The sequence below is a fragment of the Alkalimonas sp. NCh-2 genome, from assembly GCF_039631345.1.
GTDB lineage: Bacteria > Pseudomonadota > Gammaproteobacteria > Enterobacterales > Alteromonadaceae > Alkalimonas > Alkalimonas mucilaginosa.
The window spans coordinates 455,815-478,823 of sequence record NZ_JBDIUV010000002.1 but is presented as its reverse complement, the minus strand read 5'-3'; the positions used below and the strand labels follow the sequence as shown (position 1 = coordinate 478,823).

General features: G+C 50.4%; 19 protein-coding genes. 6 read left to right on the top strand and 13 right to left on the bottom strand.

Annotation, left to right across the window (positions count from 1 at the left end; translation table 11 throughout):
• Positions 1–7 precede the first annotated feature (7 nt).
• The 6 genes from mfd to ABC502_RS07385 all read left to right on the top strand — a co-directional run bounded on the left by mfd (position 8) and on the right by ABC502_RS07385 (position 8,592).
• Positions 8–3,490 (top strand): transcription-repair coupling factor, encoded by a 3,483-nt coding sequence (mfd, locus tag ABC502_RS07410; protein WP_345915415.1) that lies wholly within the window; start codon positions 8–10, stop codon positions 3,488–3,490.
• Positions 3,487–4,584, top strand: coding sequence for a CsiV family protein (locus ABC502_RS07405; RefSeq protein WP_345915414.1), 1,098 nt, complete (start codon positions 3,487–3,489; stop codon positions 4,582–4,584). The genes mfd and ABC502_RS07405 overlap by 4 nt, the downstream gene beginning before the upstream one ends.
• A 148-nt stretch (positions 4,585–4,732) precedes the next feature.
• Positions 4,733–5,032, top strand: coding sequence for a hypothetical protein (locus tag ABC502_RS07400; RefSeq protein ID WP_345915413.1), 300 nt, complete (start codon positions 4,733–4,735; stop codon positions 5,030–5,032).
• 103 nt (positions 5,033–5,135) lie between these two features.
• Entirely contained in the window at positions 5,136–6,071 is a 936-nt protein-coding gene (ylqF, locus tag ABC502_RS07395) for a ribosome biogenesis GTPase YlqF (RefSeq protein ID WP_330088965.1), read from the top strand.
• A gap of 23 nt (positions 6,072–6,094) precedes the next feature.
• Positions 6,095–7,429, top strand: a complete 1,335-nt coding sequence (locus tag ABC502_RS07390; RefSeq protein ID WP_330088964.1) for a flippase — start codon at positions 6,095–6,097, stop codon at positions 7,427–7,429.
• Positions 7,426–8,592, top strand: coding sequence for a polysaccharide pyruvyl transferase family protein (locus tag ABC502_RS07385; RefSeq protein ID WP_345915411.1), 1,167 nt, complete (start codon positions 7,426–7,428; stop codon positions 8,590–8,592). Before ABC502_RS07390 ends, ABC502_RS07385 begins: the two co-directional genes overlap by 4 nt.
• A gap of 27 nt (positions 8,593–8,619) precedes the next feature.
• On the opposite strand, the gene ABC502_RS07380 is transcribed toward ABC502_RS07385, so the two are convergent.
• From ABC502_RS07380 to ABC502_RS07320, 13 genes are all read right to left on the bottom strand, one after another.
• On the bottom strand, positions 8,620–10,710 hold the full coding sequence (locus ABC502_RS07380) for a YjbH domain-containing protein (protein WP_345915410.1): 2,091 nt from the start codon (positions 10,708–10,710) through the stop codon (positions 8,620–8,622).
• Entirely contained in the window at positions 10,710–11,474 is a 765-nt protein-coding gene (locus ABC502_RS07375) for a capsule biosynthesis GfcC family protein (RefSeq protein WP_345915409.1), read from the bottom strand. Before ABC502_RS07375 ends, ABC502_RS07380 begins: the two co-directional genes overlap by 1 nt.
• Positions 11,471–12,139: a YjbF family lipoprotein gene (locus ABC502_RS07370; protein WP_345915408.1), complete on the bottom strand. Its 669-nt coding sequence runs from the start codon at positions 12,137–12,139 to the stop codon at positions 11,471–11,473. Before ABC502_RS07370 ends, ABC502_RS07375 begins: the two co-directional genes overlap by 4 nt.
• 79 nt (positions 12,140–12,218) lie before the next feature.
• Entirely contained in the window at positions 12,219–12,563 is a 345-nt protein-coding gene (locus ABC502_RS07365; protein WP_345915407.1) for a hypothetical protein, read from the bottom strand.
• Between the two features lie 125 nt (positions 12,564–12,688).
• A complete protein-coding gene (locus ABC502_RS07360) occupies positions 12,689–14,653 on the bottom strand; it encodes a nucleoside-diphosphate sugar epimerase/dehydratase (protein WP_345915406.1) in 1,965 nt (654 codons plus the stop codon).
• Between the two features lie 59 nt (positions 14,654–14,712).
• A complete protein-coding gene (galU, locus tag ABC502_RS07355) occupies positions 14,713–15,624 on the bottom strand; it encodes a UTP--glucose-1-phosphate uridylyltransferase GalU (protein ID WP_345915405.1) in 912 nt (303 codons plus the stop codon).
• A gap of 168 nt (positions 15,625–15,792) precedes the next feature.
• Positions 15,793–16,794: an NAD-dependent epimerase gene (locus tag ABC502_RS07350; protein WP_330088956.1), complete on the bottom strand. Its 1,002-nt coding sequence runs from the start codon at positions 16,792–16,794 to the stop codon at positions 15,793–15,795.
• 85 nt (positions 16,795–16,879) lie between these two features.
• On the bottom strand, positions 16,880–18,055 hold the full coding sequence (locus ABC502_RS07345; RefSeq protein WP_330088955.1) for a nucleotide sugar dehydrogenase: 1,176 nt from the start codon (positions 18,053–18,055) through the stop codon (positions 16,880–16,882).
• A 35-nt stretch (positions 18,056–18,090) separates the two neighbouring features.
• A complete protein-coding gene (locus tag ABC502_RS07340) occupies positions 18,091–19,509 on the bottom strand; it encodes an MBL fold metallo-hydrolase (RefSeq protein ID WP_345915404.1) in 1,419 nt (472 codons plus the stop codon).
• Positions 19,494–19,919, bottom strand: coding sequence for a four helix bundle protein (locus ABC502_RS07335; RefSeq protein ID WP_345915403.1), 426 nt, complete (start codon positions 19,917–19,919; stop codon positions 19,494–19,496). The genes ABC502_RS07340 and ABC502_RS07335 overlap by 16 nt, the downstream gene beginning before the upstream one ends.
• Before the next feature lie 380 nt (positions 19,920–20,299).
• Entirely contained in the window at positions 20,300–20,851 is a 552-nt protein-coding gene (locus ABC502_RS07330; protein WP_345915402.1) for a sugar transferase, read from the bottom strand.
• A gap of 75 nt (positions 20,852–20,926) precedes the next feature.
• Positions 20,927–21,862, bottom strand: a complete 936-nt coding sequence (locus ABC502_RS07325) for an SDR family oxidoreductase (protein ID WP_345915401.1) — start codon at positions 21,860–21,862, stop codon at positions 20,927–20,929.
• Positions 21,859–23,007, bottom strand: a complete 1,149-nt coding sequence (locus ABC502_RS07320; RefSeq protein WP_345915400.1) for a glycosyltransferase family 4 protein — start codon at positions 23,005–23,007, stop codon at positions 21,859–21,861. Before ABC502_RS07320 ends, ABC502_RS07325 begins: the two co-directional genes overlap by 4 nt.
• Between the last annotated feature and the right edge of the window lie 2 nt (positions 23,008–23,009).

The window sequence follows — 23,009 nt, the reverse complement described above, 5'->3', positions numbered from 1 at the left end:
CTAATTCATGATAGCTTCCATTTTAAAGACGCTGCCTCAGCTGAAACAGCAAGGCGATTTGATCCAGTGGGGACAGCTGCTGGGTGCCAGCCTGCCCTTGCTGCTGAGCAAGCAAGCCCAACAAGACGCCAAAGTCTACTTGCTGGTGGTACCGGATACGCCCACGGCCTTACGGCTGGAACAAGAGTTGCGGGTTTTTGCCGGGCCAGAGCTCAACCTGCTCAGCTTCCCGGACTGGGAAACACTGCCCTACGATGTGTTTTCACCGCATCAGGATATCATCTCCCAGCGGCTGCGTACGCTGTATCAACTGCCAAGGCAGCAACAAGCCATGGTGATAGTGCCGGTCAACACCCTGTTGCTGCGGGTCTGCAGCCCGGCCTACCTGAACCAGCACAGCTTGCTGGTACAGACTGGCCAGCAACTGGATTTGGTGCAGCTGAAACAACAACTCACGGCTGTGGGTTACCGTGCGGTCGAGCAAGTGATGGAACATGGTGAGTTCTCGGCTCGCGGCTCGCTACTGGATCTCTACCCGATGGGCAGCGCCCTGCCTTATCGTATCGACTTTTTTGACGATGAAATTGATGGGATCCGGCTGTTCGATCCGGACAGCCAGCGCACGCTGGAAAAAGTAAACCAAATAGAGCTGCTGCCAGCGCATGAGTTTCCAACCGATCAGACGGCCATTGAACGCTTTCGCAGCCAGTACCGCCAACAATTTACTGCCCGCACCGAGCCAGAGTCGCTGTATCAGCAAGTCAGTAAGGGCGTCTTCCCGGCAGGGATCGAATACTACCTCCCGCTGTTCAGTGACAGTACCGCCACGCTGTTTGATTTTTTACCCACTGATTGCACCTGCCTGCTGCTTGGTGATCTGGAACACAGTGCCGACAAATTCTGGCGGGAACTGAACAAACGCTATCAGGACCGTGGCGTGGATCCATTACGGCCCTTGCTGCCACCAGAGCAGCTGTACCAGCCGGTGGATCAACTCTTTCGTCAACTGAAACGCTTTAGTCGTATCAAGCTGTCTGCCGCCAGCCTGCCGCAAAAAATGGGCACTGGTAATGCACCATGCCAGTTGTTGCCAGAGCTCGGAATTGCCCATCAACACAAACAGCCGCTGCAACAACTGAAAGACTTTTTACTGCAGCTAAAACAGCAGCAGGGCCAGGCGCTGTTCTGTGTTGAAAGTGAAGGCCGGCGTGAAAGCCTGCTGCAACTGCTTAAAACCATTCAGATCAGCCTGCCACAATTTGACAGTCTGGATGCCTTTATTTCCAGCCAGCAGGATCTTGGCATTCTGGTGGGTCAACTGGAACAAGGCATCCTGCTCAACGACGACAAGCCACTGGCTCTGATCAGCGAAAATGAGCTGTTTGGTCAGAAAATCAGTCAACGCCGGCGACAAAAACGCAGCCAGCAAGTCTCGGCAGATACCATCATCCGGAATCTGGCAGAGCTTAGTCCAGGCCAGCCGGTGGTGCATTTGCAGCACGGCATTGGTCGTTACCAGGGCTTGCAAGTGCTGGATGCCGGCGGCATCACGGCAGAATTTGTCACCATTGAATACGCCGGGGGCAGCAAGCTCTATGTCCCGGTAGCCTCCTTGCATCTACTTAGCCGCTACAGTGGTTCCGAACCGGAGCTGGCCCCATGGCATAAATTGGGTACCGATGCCTGGGAGCGGGCACGCAAAAAAGCGGCCGAAAAAGTACGGGATGTGGCAGCAGAGCTGTTGGATATCTATGCCCAACGCGCAGCACAAACCGGCTACGCTTTTCAATTGGATGCTGGTGAATACGCTGCCTTCGCCGACAGCTTTCCATTTGAAGAAACCGCCGATCAAATCGATGCCATTGCCGCGGTACTTGGCGACATGCAGCAAGCCAAAGCCATGGATAGACTGGTCTGTGGCGATGTAGGCTTTGGTAAAACCGAAGTGGCGATGCGGGCTGCTTTTGTCGCAGTGCACGACCGCCACCAGGTGGCCATACTGGTACCTACTACCTTGCTGGCGCAACAACATTACGAAAACTTCCGGGACCGTTTTGCCAACTGGCCGGTACGGGTAGAAGTGATTTCGCGCTTCGTCAGCCCCAAGCAGCAAAAGCAAGTACTGGAAGACGCTGCCAATGGCAAAGTAGATATACTGATTGGCACCCATAAATTGTTGCAAGACGACATCCGTTTTGCCAACCTTGGCCTGCTAATCGTAGATGAAGAGCACCGCTTTGGCGTCAAGCAAAAAGACAAAATCAAAGCGCTCAGAGCCAACATTGATATTTTAACCCTGACCGCCACCCCCATTCCTCGTACACTGAATATGTCACTGTCGGGCATGCGCGATTTATCCATTATCGCCACACCACCAGCCAAACGGCTGGCGGTGAAAACCTTTGTCCGTGAATTCGACGATACCCTGATCCGCGAAGCCGTACTGCGGGAAATTATGCGCGGTGGCCAGGTGTATTTTCTGCACAACGATGTGGCCACCATTGAAAACATGGCCGAAGAGCTGGCAAGCCTGCTGCCCGAAGCCCGTATTGCGATTGCCCATGGTCAGATGCGCGAGCGGGAGCTGGAGCGCATCATGGCGGATTTTTACCACCAGCGTTTTAACCTGCTGCTCTGCTCCACCATCGTAGAAACCGGCATTGATGTACCTACCGCCAACACCATGATCATCAACAGAGCCGATAAATTTGGCCTGGCACAACTGCACCAACTGCGCGGACGGGTTGGCCGCTCCCACCACCAGGCCTATACCTATCTGCTAACACCACCGGTGAAACGATTAACCCCGGATGCGGTCAAACGGCTGGATGCCATTGCCAGCCTGGAAGACTTAGGCGCCGGCTTTACCCTGGCTACCCACGATCTGGAAATTCGTGGCGCTGGTGAGCTGCTGGGCAGTGAACAAAGCGGCCAGATAGAGTCGGTTGGCTTTAATCTGTACATGGATATGCTGGAGCAAGCGGTAGAGGCACTGAAATCCGGTAAAGAGCCGTCGCTGGACCACCTGCTTAGTCAGCAGACTGAGATTGAGCTGCGTATTCCGGCCTTGCTGCCAGAAGATTACATCCCCGATGTGAGCATGCGGCTGTCGTTTTACAAAAAGCTGGCTTCGGCCAAAAGCGAACAGGAACTGGATGAAGTTCAGGTCGAGTTAATCGACCGTTTCGGATTATTACCCGATGCCAGCAAAAATCTGGTCACTGTTTCGACCTTTAAATTGCAGGCTCAGACCCTGGGCATAAAACGGATTGAAGCCAGTGCCAAAGGCGGTACCTTAGAGTTTATGGAACAAACCAGAGTCGCGCCCAGCTATATAATTGAATTGATCCAAACCAAAAGTCGTGAGTTCAAACTGGAAGGTGGACAAAAGCTGCGCTTTACTGCAGATTTAACCGATAGTCAGGCCAGACTCAGCTATATTCAGCAATTGCTGCACAATTTCGCCAGCCATCAGACGGAGCATGCATGAAACGGAACCCTTTCATCAACTTGTTAAGCCCAATCAGCCTTATTGGCCTCTTGCTGATGCCGGCCCAGGCAACAGAGATTGCCGCAGAGCGGGTTGTTTCAGGGAATCGCTGGTTTGAAGTGGAAATGATTATTTTCCAGCGTCAGCCAGACTCAGCTCTGTTGGAGTCGTTTGAAACCTCTGCTCAGCCAGAACTGCCGAACCGCTTCTTTGACATCCTGAAGCCTTTTTATCAGGCAGATATTCAGCCGCTGTTGCGCCAACTCGAGCTCTGCCCAGCCCGCAACACCCCGATAGCAGCCGATACGTTCGCCGAAGATCCGGCCAAACAGCTGCTGCAGTTTATGCCTCGTTTTCACTATAGCCAAACCGATTCTGTCTGCATTTTTGAGCCGCAACCAGCGCTTTGGCAACAGCCGTTGTTTGCTTCACCACAATGGATAGACAGTTTGCCAATGCCTGAACGCCTGGCACTGCGTCCTTCTGGCCGGCAACAGCATCAGGCCGCACCTTACTTGCTGGCCCGCGAAGCTTTGCAGTTGGCTGATATTGCCAATCAGTTGCAACGCCAGCCAGATCTGGAGCTCCTGCTGCACACTGGTTTTCGCCAGGCACCGGTCACCGAGCGCCGTAGTATCCCCAGCCGCTGGTATGCCGGACGAAATTTGCAAACCGATCACAAGCAGAGCACCACAACCCCGTTAATGTCAGACCCTCTTAAACCAGGCCAGATTAGTTTGCGCCAACCGGATCTGCTGCAGCGCATCGAGCAGCGCCAGCAACAGCTGCAACAAGACGGTATCCGCAGCCTCGCCGCCACGCTGCAAGCCGATAATCGCCACGCAGAACAGCCGTCTGACACAGATCCCCTATGGCAGCTTGATGGCTTTTTCCGGCTGCATCTGGATCACTACCTCTTCGTGAATACCGATTTTTTGCTCAGAGAGCCGTCAGCCGGACAAGGGCTCCCCAACCAGCACCGTATCCGTTTTAGCCGGCGTGTCATCAGTGGTGAAATGCACTACATTGACCACCCGCGACTGGGTATTATCCTGCAAATCCGGCGTTTTCAGCCCCCTGAAGCAGCCGACTAACCGCTCAAAAGTTGCGCAAGCCGAAGTTGACACCTGGTTTACTTTCAACTAACCTACGGAGCGTAACAAAACAAAACATTTTTCGACTTACAAAGCGTTGACCGGCCCCTTAGAATTGAAGGACCATTCAAGCAAGATTAGGTGAAGCATGGAGCCACTAGAGTCACAACCTCAGTTTACAGCCTGGCACATCGTGCTGATGCTGCTGCTGCTGTTTTTGACAACAGTAGGTCAGCCAATAGCGACCTGGTTATTTCCCGGGCTGGAACAAGCCTTTCATTCAACCAGTTTACAGATTTTAATGCCGCTCTGTGGCCTTGGACTGATTGTGATGTTGTTTGAACAGTGGGGCGTGATCCGCTTAAAAACAGTCTTAATGAATACCGGCTTGACCCTGCCATTAATGGCAAGCTTTGCTCTGCTGTACCCGTTATTGTCTTATTTCTGATTTATTTTCAGTTCACAAGCTGTCAAACACCAAGTCTGGTTTTGCCTGTCGGGTGAATCCAGTATACTGAAGCATCCTGAATCCAACCAAGTTCACCCAGACTATGTCGATTAACTGGTTCCCGGGCCATATGCACAAAGCCCGCAAAGAAATCGCTGAGGTTATGCCTCAGGTCGATATCATCATTGAAATGCTCGATGCCCGTATTCCTTACTCCAGTGAAAATCCACTGGTCAGCCAATTACGCAAAGAAACACCCTGCATCAAGGTCCTGAATAAAGCCGATCTGGCGGATCCGGAGTTAACCAGGCTGTGGGTACAGCATCTGGAGCAAGAGCGTGGCATTGCCGCCTTGCCAACCAACCAACATGAACCACATGCCATTAAGCGCCTGCTCGATCTGTGCGAACAGCTGTTACCAGACAGAAACCTGGCGCTTAAAGGGGCGCGCGCCATGATTATGGGGATCCCCAACGTTGGGAAATCCACCTTTATCAATATTTTGGCGGGCCGTACCATCGCCAAAACCGGCAATGAAGCGGGCGTCACCAAAAGCCAGCAGCGCATCAAACTGGAGCAGAATGTGATCCTCACCGATACACCGGGATTTCTCTGGCCCAAGTTAAGTCCGGCCAGTTGCGGCTATCGGCTGGCCATTACCGGCGCCATCAAAGATACAGCCTTTGATTATGCCGATATCGCTCTTTTTGCCGCCGATTATTTATTAAAACACTACCCACAAGCCTTGCAGGCGCGCTACCAATTGGATGAATTACCCAACGAAGGTTTGGAACTTATGGATCAAATAGGTGCCAAACGTGGCTGTATGCGCAAAGGCGGTGTGGTTGACTTGCAAAAAACCGGCACCTTGCTGATTGGCGATATCCGCACCGGCCAACTAGGGCCTTTAACCCTGGAAACACCACAGATGGTGCAACAGGAATGTGCCGATGCAGAGCAGGAAGCTGCCGCCAAAGCGGTCGAGAAAGCCGAGCGGGAAAAACTACGCCAGCAACGCGCTAAAAAGAAATACCGCTAAAACCTGGGACAATCTGCCTTATCATGCTATCCAAACTGACCAAGATACTCAAAGCCCGGGCTGTGATCATGCTGGGAGACAAACTGGTAAAATTAGCTGCCGGTGCTGTACTCACCATCCTGCTGGCCCGGATGCTCGGAGCTGCAGAGCTCGGTGTCTTCGCCATTGTAATGGCCTGGAGTGCCTTTCTGGTCCCTATCGGCAGCATGGGCCTGAACAACATCGTCGTGCGGCGTATGCAGCAGCAACCGAGCAGCGAAAGTGCCATGAGCTTGCTGTATACCGCGGTTGCGCTGCGACTGGCTACCGCCTTATTGGCGGCTTTGGTTGCAATTGCCTTATTTTGCTGGTTCTACCCCGAGCTGATGCAAGGGCATACAGCAATAGCCATCCCCATGCTGTTTGTGCTGCAAAGTTTTTTCGGCTTGTTGCTGTTCGAGTTTTACCTGAACTATCAGGGTACCTTTCGTAGCCTGGCACTGGTAAAAATTGCCATTACCTGTGTCAGCTTTGCTGCCAAACTGGCCTTATTAATTCATGGCTATGGCATCGCCAGCCTGATCTGGATGACATCGGTTGAATTTCTGCTGGTTGGGCTCAGCCAGTACCTGCTGTTCCGTCGCCGACAACAACCCTGGCAAGACAGCAGCACCACCTGGCCGGGGTTTTCTTTTCGCTACGTCCGGTTAGCGCAGGCCAAAGCACTCTTAAAGCGCTCCAGCTGGCTCTGGTTGTCTGGTATTGTTTCTGTCATTTACCTGAAAATTGATTTGGTGATGCTGGGAGCCATGGCCGGTACCGAACAAGCCGGTTTGTATGCCGCAGCCAGTCGTTTATCCGAACTTTGGTATGTATTCCCGGCAACGCTCGCTGCCCGCTATTACCCGGATATGCTCAAAGCCTATCAGCACAGCTGGCCAGGTTACCTTGCCAGATTACGTCGTTTTGCCGGGATCTTTTTGGCGGCGGCCATAGTGATTGCTCTGGTCATGACTGCCGCATCCCACTGGCTGATCCCTGGTCTCTTTGGCGCGGAATTTACCCCCGCCATAGCCGTGCTGCAAATCCATATTTGGGCCGGTTGTTTTATTTTTGTGCGCTACCTGATTAGCCAACACCTGGTAATCACCGAGCAGGAGCCGCTATCCTTGCTCAGCCACGGCATTGCCGCCCTGCTTAATGTTGGCCTGAACTGGTGGCTAATCCCCATCATGGGGATCCAGGGTGCCGCCTGGGCAACTCTGATCGCCTACGCCTACGCCTCTTTTTTCTTTTTGTTCTTTTCCGCGACTACCCGCAAACAGCTCTGGCAGGTGCTTAACAAGCGCGCCGTAGCAACAGCAAAGGATCTCGAATGAATAAGCAACAATCCCCTTATCGTATTGAAATTAAAGGTGTGCAATTTCGTAACAAGGGGGCCTACCTGATGCTGCTGGCCTGCTTGCAAGGCCTGCAGAACGTGAAAAATATGGAGCTGGTGCTGTCACCCGGCCCTAACCTGCCCTACCCGGAGCGAGCCAGGCTGGGCGCCTGGCAAAAACTGGCATTCCGCCGTAAGTCCATTGATCTCACGCACTGGATCAGCCGCTTGCCAAGTCCACTGATCCGGCTGTTTAACCGTTATGGTATGGTGACAGAACAACAGGTAGATGCCGTACTCGAAGCCAGTGGTTTTGCCTACGGCGACCAGTGGCCACTGCAGTTTTTACAAAACACCGCCCGGGAAGTAGAACGATTCGCCAAAGCAGGCAAACCCTTTATTTTTATGCCGCAAGCCTTTGGCCCCTTTGAAAGCAAAGAAAGCAAAGCCGCGATGCGAACCATTATTCAGCATGCCCGTTTGCTCTTTGTACGTGACGCAGTGTCACGACAGCATCTGGAATCCTGCCTGTCGCCCTTACCAGCGCACGTGATCCAATCGCCTGACTTTACCGTTGGCTTGAGCCCACAAGCCTTGCCAGCCGCTGCCAGCCCCTATGCAGCGCTGATCCCGAATAACAAAGTGATTTCACCTTATCACCACGCCAATGCCGACCAGTTAAAAGATGATTACCTGGCCGCTTTTGTGCAAGCAGCCGATCAGCTGCATCAAGCCGGTTATGCGGTGAAACTGGTGAACCATGAAGGCAAGGAAGACGCCGAATTGTGCCAGCATATTCAGGCCAGAGCCCAACATGCTGAAGTGGTCGAGATCGCGAACCCGCTGGCCGTCAAAGCATACATCGGAGGAGCCAGCCTGGTGGTCAGCTCGCGCTTTCACGGTGCCATCAATGCACTGAGCCAGGGCGTGCCCTGCATCGCCACCAGTTGGAGCCACAAGTACCGTCAGATGATGCAGGATTTTGGCATGGAAGCGTACTGCATTGAGACCCTGACTCCGGCAAGCATACAGCAGAGCATCAACCAACTTTTGGCCGAGCAGGCAACCGCCTGCGCAGAACTGAAAGTACGGAAAGAGATCTTACTGCAGAAAAACCAACAGATGTGGCAACAGCTTTATCAACAGCTACCGGTTGACTAACCGGTAGCTGTCTTAAAACCGGGGCAGCTAACCTCCGAAGCGTGAGCGGCGTTCGGTTATGTCAATTAGATTGACCGGACGATTTAACGGCTGGCCACCATCCCGGGCAATAGGTACCCAAGGGATCATCCCCTTACCTCTGGCCGAGCGCAGCGAGAATAAATCAAACGGAATGGACACATAAAAGCCTTTGGTAAAGCTACCTTCTCCATAATCCGCCGACGACATATTGGTTATAGCGGCATGAGCGCCCACCACAATGCCACTTTGGAAGCGTCTGGAAAAGTCGACCTTAACGCCATCGTCCCCTGCCAGAAAACGACCGACATTAAAAGTCAGCAGCACATCATCAAAAAAATCAGGCTGCCAGTAAATATTGGCGTGACCGGTCACCACACTGTAATCTCTGAAATCAAAGTCATTTTCAAAAGAGCGTTGTTTTACCCAGTTGATATCAAAACCAAGTGCCAGATTGCTATCGACAGGGCGGAATAACACCTCACCACCAACACCACCGTACATGGACTCCAAATAGCCGGAATAGGCCTGCATATACCAGTTGGCAGCAGGGTTAGCCTGCCAGCCAAGGTAGAGGTTTTCCATGGTGACTTTGCTGCGGGTAACATATTCCCGTACGTATGTCCGTACCCGCGGCACGGTACTCTCTTGTGCATCTACTTTGAAATTAAACTTATCAAAGTTCTCCAGCAGGGTTACTTTGGCGGTGGATTGCAGCGACAGTCGTGGAGTAAACGAATAGCCGGCCGAGGCCATCACACCGCCCTGGTACATAAAAAACACTTCCGGGCTGCCAAAGCTTTGCAACCAGAAGGTCTCCAGGCCATAGTTGATGGACGAAGCCCTGCGGTTATCGATATAAGCGCCGCTGGCCACAGGATCCAACCGGGTAAAGGTGGAAGGGACATCCACCCTCAAGCTCTGATGGGTAACTGCGGCAATAAAGTCGGCAGCATTAACCCGGGTTTCCACCATTGGGTGCGGCCCCTCAATCTCGACAATGCGGTATTCAGCAATACTTCGTGGCAACTCTGCTGCCAATACGCGCGCTACCCGCTCGGTGGCCACAAGCTGATCGTTGTATTGCAGTTGGTAGCCGGCTACCGTGATGACATCCTCTGTCAAAGTAATTTCCGTCACCACAAAGCCAGCTTCCCGTTGCAGCATGGCACTAAACTGCATCCGGTCTATGGTATCCATAGTGATGTGCTGACTTTCCGGCACCTGTCGTAGGGGAGGATCAATTTTCATCTGCCGGATGCTGTGAAAATTCAAGCCATAACTAAAACCAAAGCCAAAGGTATTGCCACGCTGGTAGTTGGCGGTTAGATCCAAATCTTTCCAGCGGTACACAGCGCCAATATTCCAACGGCTGTCCTGGCGCATCTCCCCTGCTCTGTCCCGGCTGTAATCATTGCCTTCGTATTCCAGTTTTAAACGCAGTGGCTGCCATGGCGTCTGGTATTCAATACCCCCATATAAAGAGGCAGGACCTTTAAAAAAGCGCTGATAATCAATCTTGCCGCCCTGGCCGGAATATCCGCGGGGGCGTTGACAAAAAGACTCCCGCACATCGCAAAACGGATTGCGGGTATTGCCGGCAGTACCTAAGTAACCCCAGCCCATCCCCAGATGCAAATCAAAGGGGCCAAACCGTTTGCTGGCTGCAACAAACTCGCTCTCGAAAAAGCCGGTACCGCCGAAATCCCGAAAGCCAACACTCAGTTCCGGCCACCAGTAATCCTCTTTCAGCAAACGAAACTTGGCATCGATACCTTTGTCTTTCAGCGTTTGATCGCCACTAAAGCCAGGAAAAGGGCTATACAGTTGAGTACGGACATCGGTGTAACGAATGGTCGATTCCATCCAGGGAAACAGCTGCAGGCTGGCACTCCAGAAACGGTATTCTTCGTTATCGGTGTAATTAAAGCGAAAACTGCCATCGGTCTGCATACGGGCAGTCGGTGTTTGAATTAAGCCAACACCGCCATGCACGGCCTCCGATAAATAAAATTCGGACGCTAGCACCGGAGCTGCCGCTAAGCCAACAGCAGGCAACAACCACAAGGCAGGTAGCATCGAGAAAACGTCTTTTTTCATCACTCAAACACCCTGTGCATGGCCAAATCAATCAACGTCTGATTCAGGTGCCGATACTTAGCCGGTAAAGCTCTGGGGCCAAAAGGCACCAGAATTTGTGCCCCAGGTTGCACTGCAATCCGTTGCCGGTTCCAGTAGGCAACCCCAACCCATTGCTGGCTGCCATCGGGTTGCAGCAAGAGTACCTGGTTAATATCGGCCAAAGGCAGGCGATACCCTGTAGTTAAGTATTCACCCACCATCGACAGGCGCTTATGAGCTAAGGGTGCCGTCTCCTGGTAAAGCCCGGCCGGGTAAACCCATTGTGGCCGTGCTGGTAACTGCAACAGATAATGGCCTGCATCCAGTCGTGGATTGTGCTGCAGCGCAGCCCGGGCCCGATCCAGATCCACAGGGACGATCACCGGCTCAGCCAACTGCCAGCTTCGAACCTGCACTAACAGCGCATGCACCGCATTGGCTTGCTTGCGTTGCTTGCGCGCCAGGAAGTGCTGCTGCAACTGCTGCAATTCAGCAATAAATTGCTGCTGTTGTTCAATCAAGCCTGGGCTGTCACGGTACAACCGGGCCGCCGGCCAGTAAGTGCGCTCATCAAGCTGTGCATGTTGCAGTAGATCCAACAAGCGGGGACGCTGCTCAAATTGCAGCAACTGCCCCTGCACAGCCACAGTCACCACAGGTGCCGCCTCTGCAGCGGTTTCTGCCACCACGGGCCTTAACAACAAGCACAACAGCACTGCTGTGACACTGAACAATCGCATCATAAATCTGCTCCGGCAGGGCTAATTAACCGGGCATAACGGCTGATAAAGGTCATGGTATACACCGGGCCCTGTGGCCGTAACTGCTGCCGGCTTTGCAATAAAGTGCCGCTGGCAGCATCAAACCAATAACGGTTTTCAAACTGCTCAGCACTGTCAATGGCGGTAACACGTTCGACAAAAACCCGGCAAGCAATCTGCTGCTCCAGCAAGTTCAGAAATTCCGGCTCGGCCTCGGTAAACACCGACTGCAGCGGCAGGCCGCTGGCATCGGTCCAATCGGTTAAACGCAACCAGGGGGCTGCCTGCTTAAGCTGATCCGGCCCATACTGCAAAGGATCGCCGCTGATATGGGTACTGTGGTGTAAATCGCTGGTAAAGCCAACGGTACGGACCACCCGGCCATGCTGTAAAATCAGGTAAGCATTGTCTGCCGATACCCACTTTTGCTGGCCATGCTCAATAAAAGCCAATGCCAATGAAAGCACAGGCCCGTCATCACGAGTAAAATACAAGGAATCAAATGAGCTGCTTTGCAGCTGCTGCAAACTAAGGTTGGCATCCGCTGGCCTGGATAGTGCGGCCTTAAAATCCTGGTAATAAATCCGGCTGGTACCGCTGCAGCTGGCAAGTACAGCAACCATCGCAAACATACAAAGCAAACGCACAGGCATGATCCCTGAAAACTTTTCTGCAAAATAACAAAAAGCCGCTGAATAGCGGCTTAATCGGGATAACGTTAACAGCTTACTTAACAGTTGGTGCGTAAGTAGAAGTTACCAACTGAGTGAAGGTATTGGTACCAGTACCAGTAACAATTACTTCCTCTTTCAAGCAAAAACCATCCGGGCGGGTTGGTACATTGCCATCGTCACAAGTAGCAACCTGCTCTTCCGGGTTAACAGTAGTGCCACGGCTGTTTGAAATCACAGCAGCAGCTACAGCAACACCAACAGCACCTGCAGCAATAGTAGTAGCACTAATCTCGCCAAAAGCGCCAGAAGACGAACCACCAGCCTGATCCTGAGCAACGGCTGTGCCCATAGTTAAAGCCAGAACAGCAGCTGCCGTGCTTACAAATACTTTTTTCATTTAAGATCCCTCAATTATTGGATTTCATAGCCAAAGACTATCTGAAAGCAGCGTAAAACTCAAGTGCTAATTGCAAACAGCAGCGCATAAAATTAAAACGCTGCTTACACCAAGTACCACACAATTCATGCCGACTGCGGGTGAATTCTGGCGACTACCGCCGTGTCATCAATGGTCTGGTCAGGCTGGCTGTATACCAGGTCACAGCAGGCATCTTTGTAATTAAAGCCGGTCGGTGCCACTTTCATCAACTGCACAATATCCTGTACCGCAAAGTTCGCACAGTGATGCTCCAGCTCCGCCAGCAATGTTTCTACCGCCGGCCAACTCATGCAAACCTCCAGCGCCGACATAATGCGTGGGTGGTCGGTATTGCGGACATTATCGCCTATCAGCAGCTCTTCGTACAGTTTCTCGCCCGGGCGCAAGCCGGTGTAACGAATTTCTATATCGCCATGCGGATGGTTGCTATCTTTTACCTCCAGCCCCATCAGATGGATCATACGCCGGGCCAGCTCGGAAATACGAACCGGTTCGCCCATATCCAGCACAAAAACATCGCCCCCATTGCCCATAGCACCGGCCTGGATCACCAGTTGGGCGGCCTCGGGAATGGTCATAAAATAACGGATAATGTCTTTGTGGGTCACAGTAACGGGGCCGCCTTTGCGGATTTGCTCGCGAAACAGCGGCACCACAGAGCCGGACGAACCGAGCACATTGCCAAAGCGCACCATGCAAAAACGGGTACTTTGTTGCCGGGTCGATAAAGCCTGCAACACCAGCTCGGCCAGGCGCTTGGACGCGCCCATCACATTGGTGGGACGCACTGCTTTGTCGGTAGAGATCAGTACAAAATTTTCTACCCCGGCGGCAATGGCCGCTTCTGCCGTATGCCAGGTACCAAACACATTGTTACGTACCCCTTCAACAATATTAAACTCTACCAGAGGGACATGCTTATAAGCAGCAGCATGGTAGACGGTTTGGACCCCAAAGCAGCGCATTACGCTTGCAACCCGATCGCGCTGCTGCACCGAGCCCAGAATGGCTTTTAACTCGACCTCGTAGTCATTTTTCTGCTTTAGTGTGGCCAGCTCCTGCTCTATGCTGTACAAACCGTACTCCGACAGCTCAAACAGGATCAACGCCTTCGGTTCGTACTGGATAATCTGGCGGCACAGCTCAGAGCCTATCGAGCCACCAGCGCCAGTCACCATCACAACTTTACCGCGGATATGCGCATGCATCAGCTTTAGCTTGGGCTCGACCGGATCCCGCCCCAGCAAGTCTTCCACCCGCACATCCTGCAGCTCATCAATCCGCATGCTGCCATCGACCAACTCGTTCACTGCCGGTATCGATTGCACCGGAATGGGCAAAGACTCCAACTGGTCCAGCACTTCGCGCCGGCGCGAGCGCCCAACAGAAGGAATAGCCAGTAAAACACGATTCACGCTGTACGCTTTGATCAAACTGGCAATATGCGCCGGGTTACCCACCGGAATACCAATGATGGTTGAACGCTGCAAGGTCGAGTCGTCATCAACAAAGAGCACCGGGTGAAACTGCTCGCCATTAAATAAAGACATCGCCAACTGCCGCCCGGCAGAGCCGGCACCATAAATCAGCACCCGCTCTTTACGGGCATTGTTGCGCTGATCCAAAAACATTCGGACCAGCAAGCGGCTGCCACCAGAGCTAAGCAGCGCCAGCAGCGCATAGACAAAAATAAGGTTGCCCTTGTCTTCTACCCGGAAAACAGCAAACAACAAGGTAAGGATAAAAGCGCTGGATACAATACCAGCCAGCACAGCACCAAGGGCATGCTGACCGATGTAGCGGATCACCGCCCGGTACAACCCGAGCTTGGTAAAAATAAACAGGGTAACCGGCAATGAAATACTAAAAGCCAGCGCAATATCGGCTATTGCAACCTGGCTGCCATTCTGGGTTAGAAAGTAAGCACCAATAAAGGAGCCAAGCAAAAACAGGGTATCCGCACAAACAGAAAAAACACGCTTAAAAGAACGCGGAAGACTTAAAATCCAGCTGAGCAAAGTGAGTTCCTCGGGGTTATTGCCTCGCATAGTATATGCGTGAACCACGATTTAAGCCAGAACGCTGGTAACAAGGCCCTGGCTCAGGGTTAGGATGACGGCTTAGCAAGCAGTTGCTGCATAGCATCGGCAAAGCGTTGTCCCAGCACAGGATCACGCAAGCCAAACTCAACAAAAGCTTTCATATAACCCAGCTTATTACCGCAATCATGGCTGCGGCCTATGATATGGTAAGCATTAACAGGCTGCTCTTTCATCAAAATAGCGATGGCATCCGTTAGCTGAATTTCATCGCCGGCCCCAAGCGGCGTATAAGCCAGCGCTTCCCAGATAGCCGGGGTAAACACATAACGCCCTACCACCGATAAATTCGATGGTGCTTCATCAACGTCGGGTTTTTCGACAATAGCACACATAGCAACGGATCCACCGGCTTGCATTTTGTGCCCTTCCACATCGGCAACACCATAACTGCTAACACTTTCCATCGGTACCGGCTCGACCATCACCTGGCTAATACCGGTATCGGTAAATAATTGCCCCATTTGCGCCAGATTATCACGCTTTAAATCGCTGTCGTAACCATCAATCAACACATCCGGCAGTACAACCGCAAAAGGCACATCTCCCACCAATGGCCGGGCACAAAGTACCGCGTGGCCCAGTCCTTTGGCTTCCCCCTGCCTGACATGCATAATGGTGACATCCTTGGGACAAATATTTTGCACCTCATCCAGCAACTGACGTTTCACCCGCTTTTCCAGCATGGACTCCAGTTCAAAGCTTTTATCAAAATGATTCTCAATGGAGTTTTTTGACGAATGTGTTACCAAAACGATTTCTTTAATGCCCGCAGCAATGCATTCCTGCACCACATATTGAATCAAGGGCTTATCCACCACAGGCAGCATTTCTTTTGGAATAGCTTTGGTTGCAGGCAGCATACGGGTGCCCAGGCCTGCAACAGGGATCACTGCTTTACGAACTATATTGTTTTTCATAGCACCATCTCTTTAATAGTGTTGAGTGTTGGGTTTTAAATGTTGAATTCAAAACACCAAAATCATCAGAATCATCAGAATCATCAGAATCATCAGAATCATCAGAAGCAAACCACAACTATACTAAAACTAAAAACCTTACCGACGATCCAACACTAAACTCAACATTCAACATTCATAATACATTCTGTACCAATCGACAAAACGCTGCACACCAAGTTCAATCGGCGTTGCCGGTTTAAAGCCAACAGCCTGCTGCAAGTCATCAATATCGGCAAAAGTTGCCGGAACATCACCATCCTGCATCGGTAGATATTCCTTCACCGCTGCCACCCCCAGTGCTTGCTCAATCGATTCAATAAAGGTCATTAACTTCACAGGCTGGTTGTTACCAATATTAAAAATCTTATAGGGCGCACTGCTTGCCGATGTATCTTGCCCGTTCCAGTCGGCATCAGACTGCGGCGGCTTATCCTGAATACGCAGAATGCCCTCAACAATATCATCGATGTAAGTGAAGTCACGCTGCATCTGGCCATGATTGAAAACCTTGATCGGTTTCCCTTCCACGATGGCTTTGGTAAACAGGAACATGGCCATATCCGGCCGGCCCCATGGCCCATACACGGTAAAAAAACGCAGCCCTGTGGTAGGAATGCCATACAAATGACTGTAGGTATGAGCCATCAACTCGTTGGACTTTTTCGTGGCCGCGTACAAGGATACCGGATGGTCCACCCGATCCTGGGTACTAAACGGCATTTTGCTGTTCATACCATAAACCGAACTGGACGAGGCATACACCAAATGCTCCACCTGATGGTGGCGGCAGCCCTCCAAAATGGTGAGCGTACCAATCAGATTGCTGTCGGCATAAGCCAGCGGGTTTTCAAGCGAGTAACGGACCCCAGCCTGAGCGCCCAAATGTATCACCCGGTTAAACTTTTCCCGGGCAAACAAATCAGCGACGCCCACACGATCAGCCAGGTCCAGCTTTTCAAAAGTAAAATTCGCCGCTGTTTCAAGCTGAGCCAGACGGTCCAGCTTTAATTGCACCTCGTAATAATCATTCAGATTATCCAGCCCCACCACCTGGTGGCCAGCAGCCAGCAAACGCTGGCACACATAAAAGCCAATAAAACCGGCAGCACCAGTCACTAAAAATTTCATCTCACAATTCCTGCCGACCCAACATTCAACATTCAACATTCAACATTCAACATTCAACATTCAACATTCAACATTCAACATTATACTAATCACTGCCAAATAAATCGCGAGTGTAGACTTTCTCTGCCACATCGGCCAGTGCTTCACTGCGCCTGTTGGCAACAATTACATCCGCCATCTGCTTAAACTCAGCCAAATCCCGAATCACCCGGGAGTGGTAGAACTCGCTTTGCTTTAACTCCGGCTCGTACACCACCACCTCAATACCTTTGGCTTTAATGCGCTTCATAATGCCCTGAATCGCAGATGCCCGAAAATTATCAGAGCCCGATTTCATCACCAAGCGATACACTCCAACGATCTTGGGAGCACGCTTAATAATGGAATCAGCGATATAGTCTTTGCGGGTTCGGTTGGCGTCGACAATGGCCTGAATCATATTGTTTGGAACATCGCGATAATTGGCCAGCAATTGCTTGGTATCTTTCGGCAAACAGTAACCACCATAACCAAAACTGGGGTTGTTGTAGTGGCTACCGATACGAGGGTCCAGCCCCACCCCTGCAATGATCTGCCGGCTATCCAGGCCATGGCTCTCGGCATAGCTATCAAGCTCATTGAAGTAAGCCACCCGCATCGCGAGGTAGGTGTTAGAAAAGAGCTTAATAGCTTCGGCTTCAGTGCTATCAGTAAAAAGCACCGGAATATCTTTTTTCACGGCTCCCTGCTGCAGCAAAGCAGCGAACTGCCGGGCACGCTCGGAGCGCTCGCCCACAATAATTCGCGATGGGTGAAGATTATCGTGCAACGCCTTACCTTCCCGCAAAAACTCGGGCGAGAAAATAAGGTTGTTCGTTTGAAACCGGGCCGCAGTGGCTTTGGTATAGCCTACCGGCACCGTAGATTTAATAACCATCAAGGCATTGGGGTTTATTGCCAGCACATCCTGGATCACGGCCTCAACACTCTGAGTATTAAAATAATTGGTCTCGGCATCGTAGTCCGTTGGCGTAGCAATAATAACAAAATCTGCATTGGCATAAGCCAACTGTTTGTCCAAAGTAGCGCTAAATTGCAAATCGTCGCGCGTTAGAAAGCTACTGATATCGCTATCTTCAATCGGCGACTTGCCCGCATTCAGCAAGGCTACTTTTTCCGGCACAATATCCACCGCCACTACCTGGTGGAACTGAGCCAACAACATGGCATTGGACAAGCCGACATAGCCAGTACCCGCAACAGCAATACGTAAAGCTGGCATATTCATAATTCAGCACTCTAATCAGTCGCAAAAAGTTAGCGCGCAATAATAGCATGGACACCTAAAGCTGAAAACGCTTGCTGCAATGCCAGTTTTGCCGGCATATCACCGTGCACAATACGGACCTGTTTTGGCTTTCGGCGCATCCGGCACACAAAATTCAGCAAGCCTTGCTGATCGGCATGGGCAGAATAGCCCCCTAAGGATATAATCTCTGCCCTAAGCGCAATACGTTCGCCATCCATGGTAATAAAAGCGCCGGGGCGGTTGCCAAAGCGCTGCAACTGCGCCCCCAGAGTACCGCGGGCCTGATAGCCAACAAAGATCACCTGATGCACCGGATCGGGCAGCATTTGCTTTAAGTAATTGACCACCCGACCGCCCTGACACATACCACTGGCGGCAATCACAATAGCCGGCATTTGAGTTTGGCTAAGGCGCTGCACCAGTTGCTGATGCTCAGCCACTGAGTCCACGGTAATTAATTGTTCAAAACTCAGTGGGTGCCGCCCTGCCGCCACTTTGGCTTTGGCTTCGTCATCCCAGCAGTCTTTCAGCTGGCGATAAGCCGCAGTAAAGCGGGCTGCCAGCGGTGAGTCGACAATCACCTTAAGCTCATCCCAGCGCAAGTGCCGGTGGATGGACTGGCCTTTTAACCGGTGAATCAGGCTTTCCAACTCGTACAACAGCTCTTGGGTGCGGCCAATGCTAAAGGCCGGAAAAATCACCGTGCCGTTATCCTGCAACGAATGCAGTAACGCCTGTTTTAATCGCTTGGTGCGCTCTTTACGGTTTTCATGCTGCTTATCACCATAGGTACTTTCAATCACCACCACATCCGCTCCAGCCGGTGGCTTCGGCGCTGGCAACAAGGGGGTGTAAGGCGCGCCCAGATCACCGGAAAATACCGTGGTAAACCAGCGCCTGCCAGGCAATGTACGATGGCGGATTTCCAGATAAGCCGAACCCAGTATGTGCCCCGCCACCTGAAAGCGGCACTGCACCTGCACGCCATCTGCTGGCGGCAAATCCAGCCATTGTTTGTAATCCACAGCTACAATTTGCTGTTGCAATAAAGACAAGAAGGTTTCTATCAGGGCAGGGTCACGGGTTACGCCCACTTTCAGTGCATCTTCCAGCACCAAAGGCAGCAACAGCGCCGATGCTTTGGTGCAATAAATAGGGCCACGAAAACCTGCCGCCAACAAATAGGGAATACGCCCCACATGATCAATATGCACATGGGTAACAATTAAAGCCCGGATCCCGGCAAGTGGAAAATCAATCGACGGCTCGCTGGCCGAGCCACCCGGCCCTGCTTCATCGCCCTGGAACAAGCCGCAATCGATCAGCACACTGTAATCTTCCTGCAGCAGGTACTGGTGGCATGAGCCTGTTACGCCGTCTACTGCGCCGTGGTGGAGGAAGCTTGGGAAGCTTATGGTCGTTGACATCCGGGCTCCGTTTTAGTTTTTAGTGTTTGGTTTTTAGTGTTTGGTTTTGAGTTGGCTTGGCTGGTTTTTACTATTTTGGTCAAAAGCTTGATGAGCTCATCGGTTTGCTCTAACAAGCTTGCTACGTGTGGTTGTTTGTTATCGAGATAACCGGTAACACACAAGAGTTCCAACCAATATTTAGTTTCTCTGGACTCTTTACTGGCTATACTCATTTTAGCGATAAAATCCGCTCTCGATTGACCGGCCTGAGCCTCGTTGATGTTCGCACCGATGGAAGTACCGCAGCGAAGCAGCTGCTTAGAGAGGACGTATTCTTTGTGTTCTTTGGTCAAGAACTGATAAAGCTTAACAACCCGAACAGCAAAATCAAAAGACTTACTCAGCACCCTGCTTGACTCAACCGGCATCCAAAGCCCCATCAACGCAATACAAAGCACTATTTATAGATCACAAATGAAACACCAGCAACCAATAATTAAACACTCAAAACTCAAAACTCAAAACTCAAAACTCAAAACTAATGTACTCAGTTTGCTTATGCAAAGCGAAGCACTAATCAAAATCCTCACCAAAATAGTCAAAAGCAGCCAAGCCAGCTCTTAATTCAAAATTCAACATTCACAATTCAACATTCAAAAAAGCTCAGCACCCTGCTTGACTCAACCGGCATCCAAAGCCCCATCAACGCAATACAAAGCACCATTTATAGATCACAAATGAAACACCAGCAACCAATAATTAAACAATCAACACTCAAAACTCAAAACTCAAAACTCAAAACTCAAAACTATCTAACCCGATCCCCCCGCCCCTTACCAGCAACAGTCATAAAAATGTACTTAAAGTAGTCTGCCAGGCTAAGCGACTGCAACATTTTTGCATCCGTTTCCGCCAGCAATACAGGGGTAGACATATCAATTTCATTCACTTGCGCTAAACCGGTAATGCCTGGCCGGGCTTTTAAGACACCGCGCGCTTCGCGCTCAGCAATCAATTCTTCCTGGTTAAACAAACAAGGGCGCGGACCCACCAGGCTCATATCGCCGCAAAGAACATTCCAAAGTTGCGGTAATTCATCCAGCTTGGTTTTGCGTAAAAAACTACCAAAAGGGGTAATGGCACTGCTACTGGCCAAATGACTGGCCACATGCGCAGTATCTTTTTTCATGGTACGAAACTTTACCAGGGTAAAAGGATTTTTGTTGCGGCCGACACGCTGTTGCCGAAAGATAGGCGACCCTGTATCAAAAAAACCAATGACCGTAAGAATAACCAGCACCGGAAAACCAACCACTAAGCCACAAAAGGCAAACACAATATCCAACAACCGAATCAACATAAAACCTCAAAAGCAAAATTCAACACCCAACAATGAGCACTCAACACTCAACACTCAACACTCAACACTCAACACTCAACACTCAACACTATGAAAGCAGCGAGCAATCCCCTCTTCCAAGGTAATCGGCGGTTTCCACCCCAACGTTTCTTTCGTATGAGTGATATCCACCTGCAAATTACCACACAAACGATCAATCACAGCAGACTTGCCGGTTAACTTACCAGCCAAACGCAGCCAGGATACAGGCACCGGCAATAGCCACGGCTTTTTGCCTGCTGCGCGAGTCATTAGTTCAAGCAACTCTGTGGTTGATACGTCCTGATCGTCGCTGACTAAAAAGGTTTGATTGGCGGCATTGGGGTGATCGATACAGGTTACAATTAAATCAACCAGATTATCCAAAGCTACCAGGCTACGTTTATTATGGATTGCGCCGAGTGGTAATGGCAGGTTTTGCTGTGCCAGCTTAGTAAGCTTGCCGAAATTACCTGGTGCATCAGCACCATACACTAAAGGCGGACGAATAATAACAACTTCCATACCTGACTCAGCTGAGATTTTCGTGAGACCTATCTCAGCATCTAGTTTGGAGACAGCATAATCCTCACATGGTGAGGGAGGATCAAATACAGTAAATGGTTTAGGACTAGATATACCATTCACACCAATGGAGCTTAAGAAAATGAAACGTTTTACCCCCCTACGCGCAGCCTCTTCAGCTAAGTTTAGAGTAGCCTGAGTATTTACATGTCTAAACTCAGCCAAAGATATGCCTGCCACATGCGCTTTTGCAGCTATATGAATAATGATGTCAACCTCTTTTATACTATCAAATAACTGAGGTAAGTTAACAATATCATTTATGAAAGGTGTGCTCACCTTGGAGTCATTGCTTTGCCAAGAGGCTCTCACTGGAGCAATAATATCAACAAAGTGTGACTGTAGGCGGATTAATGTTTTTCTTCCTATAAACCCGGTACTGCCGGTTAAAAGTATTTTAGGGTTCAAACATCCCCCTCAACATTCAATAAAAGCTGCTTGTAAACAGATAAGTGGACTTGAACCACAGCCTTAATATCAAACATTTTTTCAGCAAACAAACGACCTTCACGTCCCATCTGAGTGCGCAAAATCTCATCATTAATTAATAGCTCAATGGCATCACTTAAAGCATCAACATCTCGCGCAGGAACTATTATACCAGTAACATTATCTACTACAGCTTCTGCACACCCGGGATTATCAGTAGTTACCACTGGTCGCCCACAGGCAGCAGCTTCTATCAATACTTTAGGTAGACCTTCACCATAATAAGATGGCAAAACTATTATATTTGCATTAGAAAAAAGTGTAGCAATATCTGTTCGATGACCTAGTAACTCTACAACGCCTTCATGCTGCCATTGTATTAACTGCTCATCGGTTATACTATGTGGGTTACCATAATCTGGTGAACCAATCAGTTGAAATTTGCAATCTATTCCTTTTTCTCTTAATTTATTAGCAGCCTCAACATACTCGAAAACCCCCTTTTCTTTAAGTAACCTGCATGCCATAGCAACGACAGGTGTTCCAACAGGAGGAGTGCTCACAGAATACTCATCCAAATCAGCACCTGAGCCCTTAATCATAACTATATTATTGTCTTTTATTTTTGCTGCTGCTTGAATTGTATTGCGATCAAAGGTGTTCTGAAATATAACTTTAATGTTTTTTCCAGAAAGAGCAAATTTATAAGCTAGCTTTGCAAACCTTCTCAAAATTGAGGCCTTCATGGTATCACTAGTAAACACAAACCCCAGACCTGAGATTGCTGCTACAAAAGCCGGTACTCGAAGGGCCCTTGAAACTATACCGCCATATATAACAGGTTTTATCGTTACAGCGTGGATTAGATCAGGCTTCAGAAAGCGAATAAGACGAAAAACATTAGCAACAGTTGCCATTTCAACGAAAGGATTAAGACCACTACGGGTAAATGGAACTTCATGTAATGTAAATCCATATGACCGCAACTCATCTTCGCGCCCAGTGAATGCACAAGCTATGTGTACATCGTAACCATGCTTAAGAGCCTCAATAGCTATTGGCAGCCTATTTACAATAAATGCCCAATCAGCATTTACCAAGTATAAAATCTTTTTTGATTTCAAAT

What these genes read in the sequence shown, in the direction of transcription:
- mfd (WP_345915415.1), top strand. Translation starts at nt 8, where the DNA reads ATGATAGCTTCCATTTTAAAGACGCTGCCTCAGCTGAAACAGCAAGGC.
- ABC502_RS07405 (WP_345915414.1), top strand. Translation starts at nt 3,487, where the DNA reads ATGAAACGGAACCCTTTCATCAACTTGTTAAGCCCAATCAGCCTTATT.
- ABC502_RS07400 (WP_345915413.1), top strand. Translation starts at nt 4,733, where the DNA reads ATGGAGCCACTAGAGTCACAACCTCAGTTTACAGCCTGGCACATCGTG.
- ylqF (WP_330088965.1), top strand. Translation starts at nt 5,136, where the DNA reads ATGTCGATTAACTGGTTCCCGGGCCATATGCACAAAGCCCGCAAAGAA.
- ABC502_RS07390 (WP_330088964.1), top strand. Translation starts at nt 6,095, where the DNA reads ATGCTATCCAAACTGACCAAGATACTCAAAGCCCGGGCTGTGATCATG.
- ABC502_RS07385 (WP_345915411.1), top strand. Translation starts at nt 7,426, where the DNA reads ATGAATAAGCAACAATCCCCTTATCGTATTGAAATTAAAGGTGTGCAA.
- ABC502_RS07380 (WP_345915410.1), bottom strand. Translation starts at nt 10,710, where the DNA reads ATGAAAAAAGACGTTTTCTCGATGCTACCTGCCTTGTGGTTGTTGCCT.
- ABC502_RS07375 (WP_345915409.1), bottom strand. Translation starts at nt 11,474, where the DNA reads ATGATGCGATTGTTCAGTGTCACAGCAGTGCTGTTGTGCTTGTTGTTA.
- ABC502_RS07365 (WP_345915407.1), bottom strand. Translation starts at nt 12,563, where the DNA reads ATGAAAAAAGTATTTGTAAGCACGGCAGCTGCTGTTCTGGCTTTAACT.
- ABC502_RS07360 (WP_345915406.1), bottom strand. Translation starts at nt 14,653, where the DNA reads ATGCGAGGCAATAACCCCGAGGAACTCACTTTGCTCAGCTGGATTTTA.
- galU (WP_345915405.1), bottom strand. Translation starts at nt 15,624, where the DNA reads ATGAAAAACAATATAGTTCGTAAAGCAGTGATCCCTGTTGCAGGCCTG.
- ABC502_RS07350 (WP_330088956.1), bottom strand. Translation starts at nt 16,794, where the DNA reads ATGAAATTTTTAGTGACTGGTGCTGCCGGTTTTATTGGCTTTTATGTG.
- ABC502_RS07345 (WP_330088955.1), bottom strand. Translation starts at nt 18,055, where the DNA reads ATGCCAGCTTTACGTATTGCTGTTGCGGGTACTGGCTATGTCGGCTTG.
- ABC502_RS07340 (WP_345915404.1), bottom strand. Translation starts at nt 19,509, where the DNA reads ATGTCAACGACCATAAGCTTCCCAAGCTTCCTCCACCACGGCGCAGTA.
- ABC502_RS07335 (WP_345915403.1), bottom strand. Translation starts at nt 19,919, where the DNA reads ATGCCGGTTGAGTCAAGCAGGGTGCTGAGTAAGTCTTTTGATTTTGCT.
- ABC502_RS07330 (WP_345915402.1), bottom strand. Translation starts at nt 20,851, where the DNA reads ATGTTGATTCGGTTGTTGGATATTGTGTTTGCCTTTTGTGGCTTAGTG.